Origin of the sequence: Acinetobacter kyonggiensis (assembly GCF_900107285.1) — a bacterium.
Taxonomy (GTDB): domain Bacteria; phylum Pseudomonadota; class Gammaproteobacteria; order Pseudomonadales; family Moraxellaceae; genus Acinetobacter; species Acinetobacter kyonggiensis.
In genome coordinates this window covers 26,951-42,179 of record NZ_FNPK01000016.1, presented here as the reverse complement: position 1 = coordinate 42,179, position 15,229 = coordinate 26,951, and the positions used below count along the sequence as shown (strand labels likewise).

The window sequence follows — 15,229 nt, the reverse complement described above, 5'->3', positions numbered from 1 at the left end:
ATGGAATTAGTCGCTGGGGCGAATACGATTATACCAACATCACTAATAAGCATTGAAATTCAAATTTTTGGTATCGACAGTTCTGAACTGGACTTTAGTGCATATTCTCTAGCAACAAATGCTAAGGTTTGTAGTGATGATGATATGATTTTCTATGGTCAATTACATAATAAATCCCAAACAATTAAACTTATTCAAGCATCCTCAAGTGTTTATTTTCAAATTAATTTCCCAGAATTAAGCCCTCAAATTAATAAGATTTCTATTTGTGCAACCTTGGCAGATGAACAGCAAAATTTTTCCTCTGTAAACTATCTTAATATTAAAATTAAAAACTCAAACGTTATTGCGACAAGTAAAATTACAGGACAAAATCGCTCAGAAGTTGCTTTAATTATTGGCGAGTTCTATAGATATCAACAAAGCTGGAAATTCAGATTTATATCTCAAGGCTTTAATGGTGGTTTAAAGTCTCTAGCAGAGCATTTTGGGGTTAACATTGCAGATGAGCAACCTCTCTCCGAAGTATCACCTCCCCCTATTCCCTCTCAAGCGACCAGCGACACAACACCAAATATTAGTAATACATTAAGAGACATTCTTTTATCACCTTTAAAATTGATTGAAAAACGTAAAAAGCAGAAAGAACTTCAATTAAAGCAGAAAGAATTTCAATCTAAATTAAGCCAATATTTATCAGATGGAAAATTAACGAATCAAGAAAGGCAACAGTTGGATGAATTTTGCATCGAACATGAATTGGATAAACAGCAATTATTTAAACAATCAAGCTTATTGATCAATAACTTTTTACATTTCACTTTAGCTAATATCATTGCAGATCGATTCGTTGGCAAAGATGAGCAGGACTTTATAAATTGTTTATGTGACTATTTCCAACCAGATCAAAGTATTATTTCAGAAATAAAAACAACAATTCAAAGAGTTAACAATATTGCAAAAATTAAAAAAGGCGATGTAAATCCAATTCAAACAAATCAAATTGTTGTTAAAAATTCTGAATTAATCTATCTACATCAGAAAGATGTCTTATTAACTGTGCAACGTAAAAATGCTAATAATATCGAGCGCTACCGTGGTGATCTTTTTGTTACAAGTGAAAGGATTATTTACAAATCTGACAAACCCAAAAACATCTTAATATCTAATATTATTTCTTATGAAAGTAATAAAAATATGATCTTTATTACATCAAAAACGGCAAATAATTCAGGCGAATTTTACATTGGTAAAGATGTTGATTTTGTAGAAGCTCATATTGAGCAATCAGTAAAACGCTTTCATCGACAAATTGATTTACGTCAGTCCACAAACAATACTAGACATATAACACAAGAAACCCGCAATACTGTTTGGCAGCGCTGTAATGGGAAGTGTGTTGAGTGCGAATCCACATCATACCTTGAGTTTGATCATATTATTCCTTTTTCAAAAGGTGGCTCTAATTCAGAAAATAATATTCAACTTCTATGTAGGGCTTGCAATCTAAGTAAGAGTGATAGAATTTAAAAAAAGCACCCTAGGGTGCTTTTTTTTATTCTTGCATTGAAGTTAAAATGCCATTTTTAAAATATAGGTAACGCCCCTTGGAGTAACCCAACCCCCTGTATACCCACTGCTCACTCACACCATATGCATTAACTGTTTTATTCACATCATCTGGGTATCCCCAGCTAGATTTTTCCGCTGCTAAAGCAGACATTCCAATCCTTGGTTCTTTGCGCGAAATCATTTCATGCATCTCAACCTCATAACGGTATTTTGCTAATTCTTTGGCCTTTTCGTTGGCTTTAGCTTGGCTTACTTTTTCAATAAGCGCCTTACTCCCCGCACATGGCTTGCCTTGATAAACAGTTTTACCGCTTACTGTGCAGGTATACACATCACCGGCCATGGCATTAACCGAAACGAGCACGGATAAGATGAGTATTAATTTTATGAACATTTTTTCATTGCCCCACATTATTAAATTCACAATCAGCGCTCCCAGTTAATGCTATAGACCTTCCCGTCAACAATCGTGATTTCATATTTCACACTGTCTAATGGATATAGATAAGTCGTTGCTTTGTGTGGCCAACCTTTACGATCGTGAATAACATGGCTATAAGATGACTTTGGATCTCCAAGCACATCGATCATTTTGTTGTGTGAATCATTTAAGCTCACAAAGCCAAAACTACCACGTACTGAATCAACACTGGTCGCAAAAACAGTAGATGATAGTGTTAACAAAATCGCTAAAATAATAATTTTCATGAATTTACACCCTCGTTTTCAAAGAGAATATCTAATCATTCGGTAAAAGTCACCCGTATATTATTCCTTCAGTCCTTCAAAGAACTTCGCAAACTCTTTGGCATTCGCATGATGTGCTGATCGAATCACACTCGATAAATACTGCAATTTATTTTTATTGTCTTTCTGAGCTGATTTTAAGTACTGATCAAACGCACCATAAGTCATATTCATAATGTCATCAGGACGATGGCCAGCACTAATTAAGAATTGGAATGAGTCGAACCATGTTGATTCATTTGATTGCGCTGCTTTCTTACGTCCACGTTTAGGCTTTTCGTATTTGAAGTAAGCATGGTTTACATTGAGAACCGTTTTAAGTAGTTGCTTAAACTCTTGCTCATTCACGGCGATTTTAAGCAGTGATTCTTTTGTTATATCGGTTACGCAAGCAATCATTGAAATGACTTGAATCGTATGAGCTGTAAACAACTCAGTCAAAATCTCATCTGAATAATCTCTACCTTTAATGAAGTTTTTAAGTACTTCTGCATGGCTTGCCCAAAGATCAAAATCTTTCATCTGGATCTGACGTACTTCAACATCATTACCCAAGACAGAGATTTTAATACTTCGATTCGTTGCTAAGAAAAAATCATTCATGATGGAATCTCGAAAAAGCCACCCGAAGGTGGCGTTGGTATCCCTTTCAGATTTGAAATCTAGAAGGGCTCTCTTTATTCACCATCTTTTAAATCTAAAGATGGTTGGGCCTGCTTAATTAATTCATCTAATTTTTTAAGTATCTGTGGTCTAATCTGCTTACCGCCAACACTAAGAATTCGACCTGCATTTGAAAGTGTTTCTTGCCACTGGTCTGCGAGAATTGATAATTTCCCAATTTCAATCTGAACACCACTCAATGTGTTACGCGCTAATTCTTCTTGTTCAATATAATATTTGCGAATTTCATGACCTTTTTCATTTCGCTCCATCATCCCGAGGTGTTTGGTCATGTCTACTGAAATAATGTATTCGGTCGTTGGTCGACCACCCTTTAGGTTTTCCTCTTTTTTGAGGATAACCATGTAATCAAAGTTTTCTTCAAACTTGCACTGCTTAACTCGGCGTTTAATCCAATCCGAAAAGTCTGTCTTAACTTCCAGCATTTTGTGTAGCTCGCGAGCATTTACACCTAGTTGAACTTTTCCATTTAATTCAACTTCGATAAATGGAGTTTGGTTTTCAATTTTTACGATTGCATTCATTGCTTTACTCCGACTACTCATTAAAAAAGAAACACTGGCAAGAAGATGCAATGAATAGCCGAAACGACCATCTTCCTTTCGAACCGTCGCTCTAGCCAGTGGTTTGCCCAAATTGCAGGCATTAAAAAAGCCGACTTGTTAAGGCCGGCTTCGCTTTACGAAATATAAAATCTTGTCAAGGGTTTGGTAAAACCCTACAGGGGGTCACTTAAAACACAGGCACAAAAAAAGACGCTTATGCGCCATGTCTTATGCCTGTTTTGTTCTGATTAATCTAAATACACAATACGACCAAAACCACCAAGTTTTTCATCTTGCTGCTTGGTTGCATCTGCTAGTGCTGAACCTTTAATTGAGATTTCACCAGTTTCTTCATTAATGAAATCCATTTCACCATCCACTGACGGCTTAAAACGCCATAGTTCAAGTGCTAACTTTTTATCATTAATTGAGTTAATACCTTCAAATAAATAATAATATTCAGCATCATCCGGCATGGAGAAAATCACAGTAGCCTTTGCATCACCTGTTGTGTAATCAGCAATAAGTGGCTGTGTAAGACCTGTGATATCTAAAATTTTAACCTTACCGAAACTTGCATCATAAGAATAATGCTGACCTTCAATTAGTTCCGTCGGTGTGACAGCTTTAGAATCACTAATCATCAAATCAGAAATATTAAACCCATCAAGTTTGATCGTATCGCCAACTTTCAGACCAATACCAAGATTTTTGTCCTGAATATTACTGGTTGCTATTGCTTTAATTTCGGCTTGGAACGCCAAAGCAATATCTTCCTGCTTTTGCTCATCCATTGTGATTTCAAGCTCAACATCACGGGCTTTAGTCCACTCCCCAACTTTTTGACGTTTACCCGACTTGCTTTCGTACCGTGCAAATGTCTCAGAGGAGATTGTCAGCTTAACGCCAGTTTGGTTGCCTAGCTCACGTAAAATTTTAGTACCATCAGGCAGGTTGCGCGCTAGATGTGATGCCCCTTGCAGAGACAGAAATTCGTAGCCATTCGACATGACCTACTCCTAAGTTAATAATTTTGATTCAAATAAAAATGGAAAGTATGCAAAGCCTGCCGCTGATCCAACTTGAACACCTGCATTTACACGCTCAAAAGGCCGATAACCTGTAACTTTTGGATCAAAGCCCTGCATTTTTGCCAATATTTCACGTATGAAAGGGTCAGCAATTTTTCTAATATTTGATGTTTCTTCAAGCTGAGCGGATGCATCTTGAACGGCTAAAACAACCAACCATTGCTGTGTAATTGGTGCAGATCGGCCACGGCCCACACTTTCACCCACTTGATCACCGACATAAATCACGTTCAATGAGGGTGATACATTAACTACTTGAAGCATGTCATCGATGCTAAAAGGTGTGTTGATTGCCAAAATGCCTTCAATATCTTTTAACCGCTCGACAATCACAGGCTCAAGCGCAAAATAATCACTTTGCATTCATTAATAACTCCAATAAATATTCTTCAATTTCAAACAAGACTTCTTGAGAGTCATCAATAGACATACCTAAGAATGGGCGTGCAGGAATAATCACACTCTGAATTTGAGCCCAACCACCCATCGTTGTTTTGAACTTTAGATATTTTCCCGATTTAGCTTTAATCGTTGCGCCAAAGTGCATGACAGGTGCATAAAATACATTAGTACCAACAATGACGCGCTTACCGCCATCCAAAACGGTGTACTTGATTGAGTTATAAAGCCGACTCGTATCACGCAGTGTTGTACCGCCTTGTAGTTTTGCACGCCATGATTTTTGCCATGGTTTATCATCAGTTCCTATGCCTGTGTTAATACGCTGCTTAGTATTAAACTCAAGAATCGAACCAATGTTATGCATTAACTTGGAATGATCACCTGCTTCCCTTAAAACCCGATTCAACCATTGAGTGATCTTTTCTTGACCATGAAATTGAATAGAATCAGCCATAATTAGATACTCGGCATGTTATTCAGAATCGAGTCACCAAATACACCACCTGTGTAAGTCGTGCCAATCGGCACTGTTGAAGGTTGTTGTTTCGGTGGATCGGGCAAGGTTTCGTTTGTTACAGCATTCTTAATTAGTAAAGATGCCTTATTGTTCGCAATAAGTTTTAAGAACGCTATTGCATCCTCATAACGTTTTCGAATCTCGTCCGAGGCTCTAGACTTCCAGAGCTTGTACCGTGCAATGTCACATGCTAAGCGCTTTAAATTCTGCGGTGTTTCAGTGAGCGGGAGTGAATAACGCACAGCAATATAGCCGTCAATTTCTTCACTTGCATCTTGAAGCGTGGCCTCCACACTCATTGAGTTTTCAGCCTGTATACTCGCTTCAAGTTGCTTGACTTCACGCTCACCGAAACGCAGAACCATATCATTACGGTCTGCGTACATAGATCACCCTATTTGTCAGCTGGAGTGGCAGCTTTCTTTGCTTCGGCAGTCGCTTTTTTCAAAGCAGCTTGAGAATCAGCTACAGCCTTTTCAAGCTCAACCACCTTGGCTTTAAGCTCTGCATTTTCTTGATCTGATTTGACCTTTTCATCGGTCATCAGCTTATTTTCTGCTGTCAGATCCGTATTGGCCTTTTCAAGCTCAGCCAATCGTGCAGCAGTACCATCTTCTTTTTGCTCTTCAGGCTCTTGATACTCTTCAATAGCGCCAGATGCTAAAAGGGCTTGAATACGTTTCGCATCAAGCCCTTTGATTTCTTCACCCGGCATAAATTGCCCGATGGATTGTTTAGCAATGTACTTTGGCATTTAAGCCTCCTTATAGAGTAATAAAGCCAGTACCACCACAGATACCATTTTTATTACTTGGTACTACAAGTGGTGAGGATTCAGTTAAAAGCATGATTCCGCTTGGATCTTCTTCATACCATTGGCGATCGAAATACTCCAAAGCCAAACCATTCGCATGAACGTTTTCGATTTTACATTGAGTCACATAACCATTTGTGTCAGCAATCATTGCAAAGTAGTCCTGCGGAATAAAACGTTTTGTCTGGCCTTTATTTTTATAGGTTGCATCGTAAGTCCAGATCTCAATATCACCCACGTAACCTTTAAACTTAGCTGAACGTGATGCGGTAAGCTCAGGGCGATAAGGAATGCTAATACCTGCATAGGGCGCTACAAATTTCGCTTTAAAATCTGCATTTTTTTCCAAGACAGACCACACCTTTCCTGTGGTTAAAATCATCTTGGCCTCACCCCCATCTTGATCCAACATACGTTGAGCCATGATATCCATATCATCCACCGGTTTAGCACCCGCTTGATCCCAAGCAATCGCTGGGGTAAATGCTAAAGATGCGCTACGCCCATACGAAACAACGTTCTTCGTATAGTCATCTGATTCAAGAATAATTTGACCAGTAATGACTAATTCTGTAGCCATTAGGATTTTACGATTATCAATAGAATCGTGATTACGTTTTATTGTTTCAACTTGAGCAATCATATATTGCTCAGCAGAGCTAAGCTGATTGTTTCCAGTTGAAATGATCCCCGCATCACGCATACGAGCTAATAATGCAGTATCCCATGCGGTTGCAGGTGTTACTTGATTCTTCGGCTTAAGATATGCAGGAGTGACATGATTCACTTGAATCGCTGTCGTGCGGTCAAATGATTTACCCGGTATTTGTGGTGCAACCAGTGGCGCAATGTCAGATTCAGTTTCAAGCTCAGCGATAGGCACCGTACTTGTAGTGAATGATTTGCGACGAGGGAAAAGCTTATCCAAAAGCCATGTATCCATAGGCGCATAATTCGAGTGAATTAACGCTAATTCATCAACACCCAGTAGTTCAAGTGGAGCGTTATTAATTACAAAACTTTGTGGCATGGGTTACACCTTCGATAATTCAATGTTGTTTTTTGATGCTTTGGCGCGTACAGCATCATATTTATTTGCAGCTAAAAGAGTGCCTGAGATTGAGATAGCCTCAACACTAAACACACCACCAATAAAGTATGGGATTTCAGTTCCCTTTGCTGCTGCTTGCGTTGCTTGAGCTGCTGTTAAGGTTGCACCGCAAATAACATCCCACGTTGATTCGTCCGCAGCATGAGTTAGAACATTTGCAGCAGATACCACAAGTAAATCTCCTTCCTTGTATGCGGTAGCTGTTGTCACTTTCCCGTTGGCACGGCGCGTTTTACCAACATCCAAGTTAAATGGACGTGATTGATGTGAGGTTGTGATAGTGGTCATGGTTTAAGCCCCTTTATTTTGTGCCGCAAACGCCTTAGCCCCAGCGGAGAATTGATGTTCTTGCCCACCACCTTGCCCTTGTTGCCCACCTTGATTACCTGTTGCTTGGTGACTGAATAAATGCGCCAAGGCTGGGTTTGTTCCCGGTGTTTTTTGCTCTGGTGGTTTGGTCACCGAGAATTGACGTAATTGCTTAGCTGAAAATGCAAATGTCGACTCATCAAGAGTCTTCATTTCAGCGATATCTTCAGCACTAAATTCTTTGCCTAAGTCTTTACCTAGCGCAGTGATTTCAGCTTCACGTTTTGCAGCAGAAAATTGTTTATTTTGCGTTTCAAGCTCGGTATTTTTCAGCTTTAACGCAGCAATTTCCGCTTGTGCTTTTTCTAATTCGGTCACGTCTGTGTCCTCTGGTTGATTAAAGTTTTTTGGAGAGTGGCTTGCCGCCACGGCGTTTGTATTGTCATCTGCACCCAATGCACAAAAGGACACTTCGCGGATACGACCACCACGAAACACCGTGATTGGTCCTTGATATGTTTTACCGTTTACAGAAACTGTTTGATCAGCTGCGATTTCTTCAGTTGAGCTTGGCTCGATACGCACCGACATCTGCCAAGGAAAGCCGTCATCTGAGTCTTGAGCGACTTGAGTACCGAACTCGTTTGAAAGCAAGCTACCTTCGATCTTTAAGCCTTCTTCATGACTAACCGAATGTGAGTTAATTGCTCCGGCACGTTGACTGGTTCGATGCTCTAGCAATGCGGGAATGCGACCTTTGATTTTAATGGTGTCTAAATCAAAAATGATTCTCTCCCAGTACCAGTGATCGACAATCGGCTCACCGCTATACGCAATGCCAGTGAATGTACGTTTCTTCTTTCCTTCTACAGGCTGCTCAACCGCAAACTGACCTAGCTCAAAGCAAAACTGGTCTTTGGATTGTTCATTTGGATCTGGCATTTTCATGCTCCATAAAAAAACCGCCAGTCGCGGCGGTCTATGTTTAATTTTTTACTCAACCCAAGCTATATACAGTGTTATTCGCAACAAATAGCCGTGTAGCAACCTCACTGGTCTTTCTAAGCACTATTTCAACATCGGATATACTCACGACCTCTAGATTCAAATCAGGGGCAAGTAAAGCGCCATTCAAACCATTAAATTTAGTCAAATCCAATGCAGCACCATTTGCATCTGTAATGACAATATTTTTCCCTGCTTGTTCCGCAGTTCTAAATAATGTCGGTGTTTGAATGCCGATGACATTGCCTTTCTGCAAATTCAATAAATCAAAACCTTTGATATTGTTGCCTGAAATCTTAGTTTTAAGATTCTTGGCAACACTCATAAGTGAATTAAAAGACCGCTTCATCCAATTCACAATGACACTGGATTGTGTATCGTCTTTCATGATTGAGGTTTTGAATAGATTCGTCAGTGATTGTTCATCTTCACGAATCAACTCAGTCAGCATCCGCATAGCGCTTGGCTCTACATCTTTATTTTTATCAATCACGCGATCAACGATCACTTCAAGATTCTTTCGAGATTGGCCAGACATTGGTTGAAAGACTTTAACAATCTCGTCATTGGCTTGTTGAGCAATCAATGCCTCGTCTCTCACCTTGATCAATTCAGATGAAAGAGGTGCATCAACTGCTAGTGCTTCAGTAATCTTTTCCTGAACCACCACATTTAAATGCTTTCCGTAACTCGCAGGACTTACAGCCCAACCTTTATCAGGCTGAACACCGGGCAATTTATCATCGGGTGTAATACCCAACTTTATTGCCTGAGCTTCGGTTAAGGAATCAATTCCACAGCGACACATATAACCATTTGGAACGTAGTGTGTCAGCCAAAACGAGTCATCAATGTGCCGAATAATATTGTTCAAAGCTAGATGACTTGGGCGAACTCGACTGTCAGTTAATGATGAGTACCGTAAATAAGGCCGATTGGCTTTATTCTCTTGCTGTTGCGTCCAAATGCCATGTGCATAAGCGCTCTGAACATTGGTGCGAAAAATATTATCAAGATGATGTGGGCTTAGCTCAATGCCTTCAGCTTTAACTTTCTTCTTAAAGTCTTGAAGGGTCGATCCACTCTCAACGGCCTTATTTGCAAGATTAATAACAGTGCGGATCTGATCTAGTGATGCCAAGCAACTGACTGTTGTGGCGTACTGCCTTGCATTCAAATCCAGCAAATAGAACTCTTCAGGTAGAACAACTTTCTTATCACGCGCATACCGCAGAGCATCTGTATAACTAATCGTCATTACTTGCTCCGTTGCACATATCCAATCACGTCAAATAAGTACAAAGCTCTAGCCATTGTTTCAGTGAACTTTTCAACAGACTCACCAGACATCAAGCCATAAAGCTTTGTTTGCAGATCATTCACATCACTTGATGTCTCAACCACTTTCATCAATTCGGATTCAGAAAACAACTTCTTATCAATTTCAGAAATCTTTTCATCAACCTCTTGCTGATTAGCATCCAAGCCCTGCATGTCAGCCTTAAAACTAAATGCACGTTTTGGTAATGCTGAGAATTGAGTGTTAGCCGGTAATTGCTGAACCTCTGCAATATCACCATCCTGTAAGCCGTATTCACGTTGGAAGTACTGCGGTGTCAGATTAGCACCGGCATTTTTTAACTTAACATCACGATCAGCCTTAGGTTCTTCAAGCGACTTTTCCTCACCAATGATAATTCGGTGGCGCTCCCAACCATTCAAATCACATAAAGCATTCAGAATGGCTTGAATCGTAGGCATGATCATGCGGATGTCAGCTTTATATTTGCTGTTTTGCACTTCCATATGAACATCACCAAGCGCACGACTTCCTGAGCCATCTGTGCCACTTGTGAGTGTCTGCCCCAAGATTACCTTTTGGATACGGCGTTCTAAGTTTTTATCAAAGGTGTCATACGTGCCACTCGCATTACCTGAGCTTGACCCTGCGGCTGTAACCTCTACCGTATCGGTAGCACTAACCGCCAATACACGACTAGCATGAGCACGAAGTAATGCATCTCGCATATCATCGTTCTTTCCTACAGCAGATTTACCAACAAGCATTGGCATACCGAACTGCTCTACAAACTTAGCCCACATTTTGAAGCCATTGTTTTTAAAGAACCAAACCCAATAAAGCCGACTCAATAAAGCTTCGCCATATGGGTTTTCATAAGTAGGTTTGCAACGGGTCAAGAAGTGCTTGAAGTGTTGATCGCACTCTTCATCTCGACGAGATTTGCTGTGATTCTGCAATAAGATTAAGCGACCATCATTTTTTGGTTCATACCACTGCATTGGCTTCTCACCAATCCACTTAAGACCAATAAACGGCGTAATGATGTCGCCATTAATGTGCAAGGCATTTTGGTTATAGACCGCTTCAAGAACTGAATATCCAAACCAACGTGCATTCTGAGCACCGATGACAATTTCAGACCACCACTCACGCAAATGATCATTTAAAATCTGTGCTGTAGTGCTATCCGCTGGTTCTAATCGCCATGGTGCAGATTCAATTTTATCTTGACGTTTTTCGACGCATTGATAAATCTCATCGTCATACATCATTACTTTTAAACGATGACGCGTGATACCTGCTTTACGCAGTACCTCATCACCATCTGGCATTTTGGTTAAGTAATTAATAAGTGCCAGTTCAGCTTCATGTAAATACAATCCACCCGATTCAGGCTTTGCGTTTTCAGACTTTTTAGATTTCTTAGCCATAAATAACCTATGCAGCCGGTGGGCTGTAATTCATCATCATTTTTGCTTCCATGATTGCATCTGCTGTTGGGTCGAATTGGTCATCATGGTCATGCGTCATTTGCGCATTCAATGATTCAACTTCTTCAAAATAAGCAGGCTTCCATGGCGCATTCCTAGGAACCATCACAAAACGATCTTCGGGATGTTGTTCATAATTGTTTTCAATGTGTGGAGTTGCATCCATCCAGCGTGTCAACTTATCAATATTGCGCTGAATTGGGATTACTGGGATTTCAGACTCTTTTGCCAGTGTTTGAATAAGCTGCGTACCCGATGCTTTATCCTCTACCTTCATGTATCGAATAGGCTTGGTACACCAATCAAATGCTTTATGCTTATTTAAAAATTCTTTGGCTTGCCTATTAAGCTCTGGTGCTTCCCACTTACCTCGTAACAAGTCAATGATGTAGAGTTTTCCATCTACACCAAGACCCACCAAAATAAACACTGAATAATCGTTATGCTCTTTGGTTTTTTGCGCTGTATCTGCAAACACTGCACGCCATTGAAGTTCTGGCAATTCATCAAACAAACCGAACCATTCCGACTTAACCAGATCACCACCCAGTCGCTTAGGTTTTTGCATGTACTGACTTGAAAATGTGTATCGACTTACGGTTGCACCAGTTTTATCTTGACCGCCTTTTTCGAGCTGCAAGAGCGATTTAAGCGTTTCTTTTTTGGGCCAGTATGATTGACGGCCCAGATCGTCACGCTCCACATCACGTGGTACTAACTTTTGAATATGTTCTGGCAAAGTTTGAATGTATTCATCATCAATCAATGCCGGAATAGATACACATTCCCAATCACCCGGTAAATTACCCGTCATAACAAAATTAGTTGGATCTTCAGAATGTAAGCGCTGCATGATCATGATAATTGGTGTATCTGATGTAGCCTTACGCGAATTGACTGTATTAAGAATCTTTCGATTGGCATTATCACGAGCATTCTTACTAAATGCTTCCTCAGGCTTTAAAGGGTCATCAAGAACGATGGCACCGGTAAAACCATTATCATCCAATGTACCTGCACGACGACCTGTAACCTGCCCACCCATTGAAGCTGAATAAACATGGCCAGCCTCATACCCTTCTACTGTTGTTTTCCATGATGCTTTTGCATCTGTACTTTTGGATATATCAACAGGCCACATACGCTGAAAATCTTCCGACTTCACAATATTTCGGGCTGTACTTGATACATCCTCAACCAAAGATTGGGAAAAGGATAAATACAAAAACCGTGAACGAGGATTAAGCGCTAGCCCACGAGCCAATAGGTTTGTTGTAAGTTCAGTTTTACCTGCACCCGGAGGGACATTAATAACCAAGTTTGGAATCTTTTGCTGTACGACCTGATCAATCAACCAAGCCACATACTCATGATGCCAATTGACCATAAACTTAAAACCCATACGAGGCTTAAAGAACCGCCGAGTGAAATATAAATGCTCATCTTCACACAGCTTTTTTTCAACCTGTGTTTGCAGATCCATTTAGTATTCCTCTTGGGCTTTCCTTACGGCTTCATCAACTTGGGCTTGGGTTGCTTGAACCGTAGTTGTTTGTAATGGCCCACCACCTGCGCCAGTGATTTCCTGTTTATTTGTGTACTTACCACCCACATCTTCAGCCGCTTGCTTGAGAATACTTAAAGCAGCTACACGGTTCTTGCCATGCTTTTGATATTGGTTCTCCATACGCTGCAAACGTACTGATAAATTTGCAATAGGGATGTTTTTCGGCTTTTCTAAAAATTCCTCTCGTGTAGCTTCAAACTCAGCCTTTAGTTCTGGGCTTAGATTTTCACCTGATCGCTTAGTAGGATCATATTTTTCACACTGCTGTTTTGTAACAACGACCCCATAATCTTGGTGGACAAGCTCTGCTGTCTCAGTTGGGGTATTAAATACTGCAAGTGATCGTACTATAAAGAGTTTTACCTCCTTTTTTAAGACTGCCATAACTCATCATCCGTCCACCTACGTCCACCTAAACAGGCAAAAAAAAGAGCCCTCAGGCTCAATTAATCACGCACGTTCCACAACACGCAGCAATATTAGTTTCTGATACAAACGGCGCATTCTTCGCGATTTCTAAAAGTCGTTTTACTGACTCGTCAGCACCCCATCGTTTTGTTTCACCGAAGAACACTTCCACATCATGGCCAGCCAAGTAATGCTTAGGTAAGCCAGTGTTATCACTATAAATCGGCTCACCATCTGCATCACGCTCAACACCGACGTGATAAAGCTCATGCTCGATGAGCCGGCAGAATTCACGGTCAGTTGTGTTTTCACAGTAACTCGCATCAATCGTAATGAGATAAACAGGTACAGCGCCAAACCAGTCACGCATCTGTTGTTCTTGTCGCGCCTTCTTCCATCCACCTTGATTGAACATCACTTTTTCACACTGGCCCAAGACCATACGCTTTTTTGCCATACATGCAGATGAAGCCCAAGCGAATGCTAAAAAGGTTTCATCATCGTGCAGTAGCTCTGCAATATGATTATGATCAGGATTATGCAATTCACCACCAATGGTCAACCAATTTTTAATGACCCACTCTTTTAGATCCACGGCGGGTGCAAGCAGAATTGCTTCTTGTTCTTCTGCACGATCAATTAGGTCTGTCGGTGGAAATGGTCTGATCTGTTCCATTGTCTAATCTCTCTAACTGACTTTGAATCCAATTAATTGCATAACCTGACTCAATTTGATGAGGTTCAAGACGCACAAACGTGTAACCCATTTCCTCAGCAACATCGTACCGATCAAAGCTCCAAGCCTTCATCGCTAATTTACCGCCCCGACCGCCTGACCAAGGACTACCCGCTATTTCAATAAGCAGTCTTAACTTCACGATATGAAAATCAAAGCGCCAGTGCTTAGTAGGTTCAAATTGAAATTTGCGTTCATAGCCGATCGAATGTTCTTCTAATTCTTGAAATAAGGTTTCTTCTGCTTCTAAGTACGCTTCTTTTGCCTTCGGTAGTGGTTTGGCGCGAGGCTTTGTTTTGGGTGGCCGTTTCTTGGTTTTCCAAAAATAGGCATCTGCGTCCATAAATTCTGCCCATTAAAAAACCCGCACTGAGCGGGTCATTGTTAAATAAACCTCAATATCGGTAATATCTTTTCAATTTTTTTTGGTAAAGATCATCGATAAAACTCCACCCAATCAAAGCCACTATCAATGGAGCCACTATAATGCCCCACTTTAATATGCCCAAATTATCCATAATTGTTGGATATAAAGGCTTCATATTTAAAATTTCAAAGTTCGCTATTTTTGATAAAACTGGAAAATAAACTACCGCAGAAGCTATAACCAATAAAATCAAAACATAACTACTCCAAAAAACACTTGGAAATGCTTGCTTAAAATCATCCAATTGCCAAAGCTTTTCCTTAATCCAATCCATATAACCCTCAGAATATTATTAATTATCTAGGTAATATAGAGGTGTGTGCTTAAATTTCAAGAGCAGAATGCAAATTCTTAATCTGCTCTTTCAGCCGAATCATAATATTGTCCATAGCGACCAGTTCACTATGTCTTAAACCTGTGCGACTCAAATTTTGATACTTAATCAGTTCATCACAACAGAACTGCAAATCTTTTTTAGCTTGTACACGATCTGTCATGATG

General features: G+C 40.2%; 21 protein-coding genes. 1 reads left to right on the top strand and 20 read right to left on the bottom strand.

Annotated elements, in window-relative coordinates:
* On the top strand, positions 1–1,530 hold the full coding sequence (locus tag BLV99_RS12715) for a TerD family protein (protein WP_092691266.1): 1,530 nt from the start codon (positions 1–3) through the stop codon (positions 1,528–1,530).
* A 25-nt stretch (positions 1,531–1,555) separates the two neighbouring features.
* Here BLV99_RS12715 and BLV99_RS12710 read toward each other — a convergent pair whose 3' ends face one another.
* From BLV99_RS12710 to BLV99_RS18255, 20 genes are all read right to left on the bottom strand, one after another.
* Positions 1,556–1,984, bottom strand: coding sequence for a DUF4124 domain-containing protein (locus tag BLV99_RS12710; RefSeq protein ID WP_244516318.1), 429 nt, complete (start codon positions 1,982–1,984; stop codon positions 1,556–1,558).
* A 14-nt stretch (positions 1,985–1,998) separates the two neighbouring features.
* Positions 1,999–2,280, bottom strand: coding sequence for a hypothetical protein (locus BLV99_RS12705; RefSeq protein WP_092691263.1), 282 nt, complete (start codon positions 2,278–2,280; stop codon positions 1,999–2,001).
* Positions 2,281–2,340: 60 nt separating this feature from the next.
* Positions 2,341–2,922, bottom strand: coding sequence for a hypothetical protein (locus tag BLV99_RS12700; protein WP_092691260.1), 582 nt, complete (start codon positions 2,920–2,922; stop codon positions 2,341–2,343).
* 74 nt (positions 2,923–2,996) lie between these two features.
* Complete coding sequence (locus BLV99_RS12695) at positions 2,997–3,527, bottom strand: antA/AntB antirepressor family protein (protein WP_092691258.1); 531 nt, start codon at positions 3,525–3,527, stop codon at positions 2,997–2,999.
* Between the two features lie 269 nt (positions 3,528–3,796).
* The gene (locus BLV99_RS12690) at positions 3,797–4,558 is read right to left on the bottom strand and encodes a phage tail tube protein (protein ID WP_092691255.1); all 762 of its coding nucleotides are present in this window, start codon (positions 4,556–4,558) and stop codon (positions 3,797–3,799) included.
* A gap of 9 nt (positions 4,559–4,567) precedes the next feature.
* Positions 4,568–5,002: a phage tail terminator protein gene (locus tag BLV99_RS12685; protein ID WP_092691253.1), complete on the bottom strand. Its 435-nt coding sequence runs from the start codon at positions 5,000–5,002 to the stop codon at positions 4,568–4,570.
* A complete protein-coding gene (locus BLV99_RS12680) occupies positions 4,992–5,495 on the bottom strand; it encodes a phage virion morphogenesis protein (RefSeq protein WP_092691252.1) in 504 nt (167 codons plus the stop codon). Before BLV99_RS12680 ends, BLV99_RS12685 begins: the two co-directional genes overlap by 11 nt.
* 2 nt (positions 5,496–5,497) lie before the next feature.
* Positions 5,498–5,944: a gp436 family protein gene (locus BLV99_RS12675; protein WP_092691249.1), complete on the bottom strand. Its 447-nt coding sequence runs from the start codon at positions 5,942–5,944 to the stop codon at positions 5,498–5,500.
* Between the two features lie 8 nt (positions 5,945–5,952).
* Positions 5,953–6,312 carry a hypothetical protein gene (locus BLV99_RS12670; RefSeq protein ID WP_092691247.1) on the bottom strand — a complete coding sequence of 120 codons (360 nt, stop codon included), beginning with the start codon at positions 6,310–6,312 and terminating at the stop codon, positions 5,953–5,955.
* A gap of 10 nt (positions 6,313–6,322) precedes the next feature.
* The gene (locus BLV99_RS12665) at positions 6,323–7,402 is read right to left on the bottom strand and encodes a major capsid protein (protein WP_092691245.1); all 1,080 of its coding nucleotides are present in this window, start codon (positions 7,400–7,402) and stop codon (positions 6,323–6,325) included.
* Between the two features lie 3 nt (positions 7,403–7,405).
* Positions 7,406–7,771, bottom strand: a complete 366-nt coding sequence (locus tag BLV99_RS12660; RefSeq protein ID WP_092691242.1) for a hypothetical protein — start codon at positions 7,769–7,771, stop codon at positions 7,406–7,408.
* A gap of 3 nt (positions 7,772–7,774) precedes the next feature.
* A complete protein-coding gene (locus BLV99_RS12655; RefSeq protein WP_092691240.1) occupies positions 7,775–8,734 on the bottom strand; it encodes a hypothetical protein in 960 nt (319 codons plus the stop codon).
* A 55-nt stretch (positions 8,735–8,789) separates the two neighbouring features.
* Positions 8,790–10,055, bottom strand: coding sequence for a phage head morphogenesis protein (locus BLV99_RS12650; RefSeq protein WP_092691237.1), 1,266 nt, complete (start codon positions 10,053–10,055; stop codon positions 8,790–8,792).
* Positions 10,055–11,530, bottom strand: a complete 1,476-nt coding sequence (locus BLV99_RS12645; RefSeq protein WP_092691235.1) for a phage portal protein family protein — start codon at positions 11,528–11,530, stop codon at positions 10,055–10,057. The genes BLV99_RS12650 and BLV99_RS12645 overlap by 1 nt, the downstream gene beginning before the upstream one ends.
* A 7-nt stretch (positions 11,531–11,537) precedes the next feature.
* Positions 11,538–13,073: a phage terminase large subunit gene (terL, locus tag BLV99_RS12640; protein ID WP_092691233.1), complete on the bottom strand. Its 1,536-nt coding sequence runs from the start codon at positions 13,071–13,073 to the stop codon at positions 11,538–11,540.
* Positions 13,074–13,541, bottom strand: coding sequence for a DUF2280 domain-containing protein (locus BLV99_RS12635; RefSeq protein ID WP_092691230.1), 468 nt, complete (start codon positions 13,539–13,541; stop codon positions 13,074–13,076).
* 58 nt (positions 13,542–13,599) lie between these two features.
* Entirely contained in the window at positions 13,600–14,241 is a 642-nt protein-coding gene (locus BLV99_RS12630; protein ID WP_092691228.1) for a putative metallopeptidase, read from the bottom strand.
* Entirely contained in the window at positions 14,201–14,644 is a 444-nt protein-coding gene (locus BLV99_RS12625) for a hypothetical protein (protein ID WP_092691226.1), read from the bottom strand. Before BLV99_RS12625 ends, BLV99_RS12630 begins: the two co-directional genes overlap by 41 nt.
* Positions 14,645–14,696: 52 nt before the next feature.
* Positions 14,697–15,002 (bottom strand): hypothetical protein, encoded by a 306-nt coding sequence (locus BLV99_RS12620; protein ID WP_092691224.1) that lies wholly within the window; start codon positions 15,000–15,002, stop codon positions 14,697–14,699.
* A 49-nt stretch (positions 15,003–15,051) separates the two neighbouring features.
* Positions 15,052–15,225, bottom strand: a complete 174-nt coding sequence (locus tag BLV99_RS18255) for a hypothetical protein (protein WP_167356332.1) — start codon at positions 15,223–15,225, stop codon at positions 15,052–15,054.
* Positions 15,226–15,229 lie beyond the last annotated feature (4 nt).

Coding starts and splice junctions, on each gene's coding strand:
- BLV99_RS12715 (WP_092691266.1), top strand. CDS start 1: ATGGAATTAGTCGCTGGGGCGAATACGATTATACCAACATCACTAATA.
- BLV99_RS12710 (WP_244516318.1), bottom strand. CDS start 1,984: ATGTGGGGCAATGAAAAAATGTTCATAAAATTAATACTCATCTTATCC.
- BLV99_RS12705 (WP_092691263.1), bottom strand. CDS start 2,280: ATGAAAATTATTATTTTAGCGATTTTGTTAACACTATCATCTACTGTT.
- BLV99_RS12700 (WP_092691260.1), bottom strand. CDS start 2,922: ATGAATGATTTTTTCTTAGCAACGAATCGAAGTATTAAAATCTCTGTC.
- BLV99_RS12695 (WP_092691258.1), bottom strand. CDS start 3,527: ATGAATGCAATCGTAAAAATTGAAAACCAAACTCCATTTATCGAAGTT.
- BLV99_RS12690 (WP_092691255.1), bottom strand. CDS start 4,558: ATGTCGAATGGCTACGAATTTCTGTCTCTGCAAGGGGCATCACATCTA.
- BLV99_RS12685 (WP_092691253.1), bottom strand. CDS start 5,002: ATGCAAAGTGATTATTTTGCGCTTGAGCCTGTGATTGTCGAGCGGTTA.
- BLV99_RS12680 (WP_092691252.1), bottom strand. CDS start 5,495: ATGGCTGATTCTATTCAATTTCATGGTCAAGAAAAGATCACTCAATGG.
- BLV99_RS12675 (WP_092691249.1), bottom strand. CDS start 5,944: ATGTACGCAGACCGTAATGATATGGTTCTGCGTTTCGGTGAGCGTGAA.
- BLV99_RS12670 (WP_092691247.1), bottom strand. CDS start 6,312: ATGCCAAAGTACATTGCTAAACAATCCATCGGGCAATTTATGCCGGGT.
- BLV99_RS12665 (WP_092691245.1), bottom strand. CDS start 7,402: ATGCCACAAAGTTTTGTAATTAATAACGCTCCACTTGAACTACTGGGT.
- BLV99_RS12660 (WP_092691242.1), bottom strand. CDS start 7,771: ATGACCACTATCACAACCTCACATCAATCACGTCCATTTAACTTGGAT.
- BLV99_RS12655 (WP_092691240.1), bottom strand. CDS start 8,734: ATGCCAGATCCAAATGAACAATCCAAAGACCAGTTTTGCTTTGAGCTA.
- BLV99_RS12650 (WP_092691237.1), bottom strand. CDS start 10,055: ATGACGATTAGTTATACAGATGCTCTGCGGTATGCGCGTGATAAGAAA.
- BLV99_RS12645 (WP_092691235.1), bottom strand. CDS start 11,530: ATGGCTAAGAAATCTAAAAAGTCTGAAAACGCAAAGCCTGAATCGGGT.
- terL (WP_092691233.1), bottom strand. CDS start 13,073: ATGGATCTGCAAACACAGGTTGAAAAAAAGCTGTGTGAAGATGAGCAT.
- BLV99_RS12635 (WP_092691230.1), bottom strand. CDS start 13,541: ATGGCAGTCTTAAAAAAGGAGGTAAAACTCTTTATAGTACGATCACTT.
- BLV99_RS12630 (WP_092691228.1), bottom strand. CDS start 14,241: ATGGAACAGATCAGACCATTTCCACCGACAGACCTAATTGATCGTGCA.
- BLV99_RS12625 (WP_092691226.1), bottom strand. CDS start 14,644: ATGGACGCAGATGCCTATTTTTGGAAAACCAAGAAACGGCCACCCAAA.
- BLV99_RS12620 (WP_092691224.1), bottom strand. CDS start 15,002: ATGGATTGGATTAAGGAAAAGCTTTGGCAATTGGATGATTTTAAGCAA.
- BLV99_RS18255 (WP_167356332.1), bottom strand. CDS start 15,225: ATGACAGATCGTGTACAAGCTAAAAAAGATTTGCAGTTCTGTTGTGAT.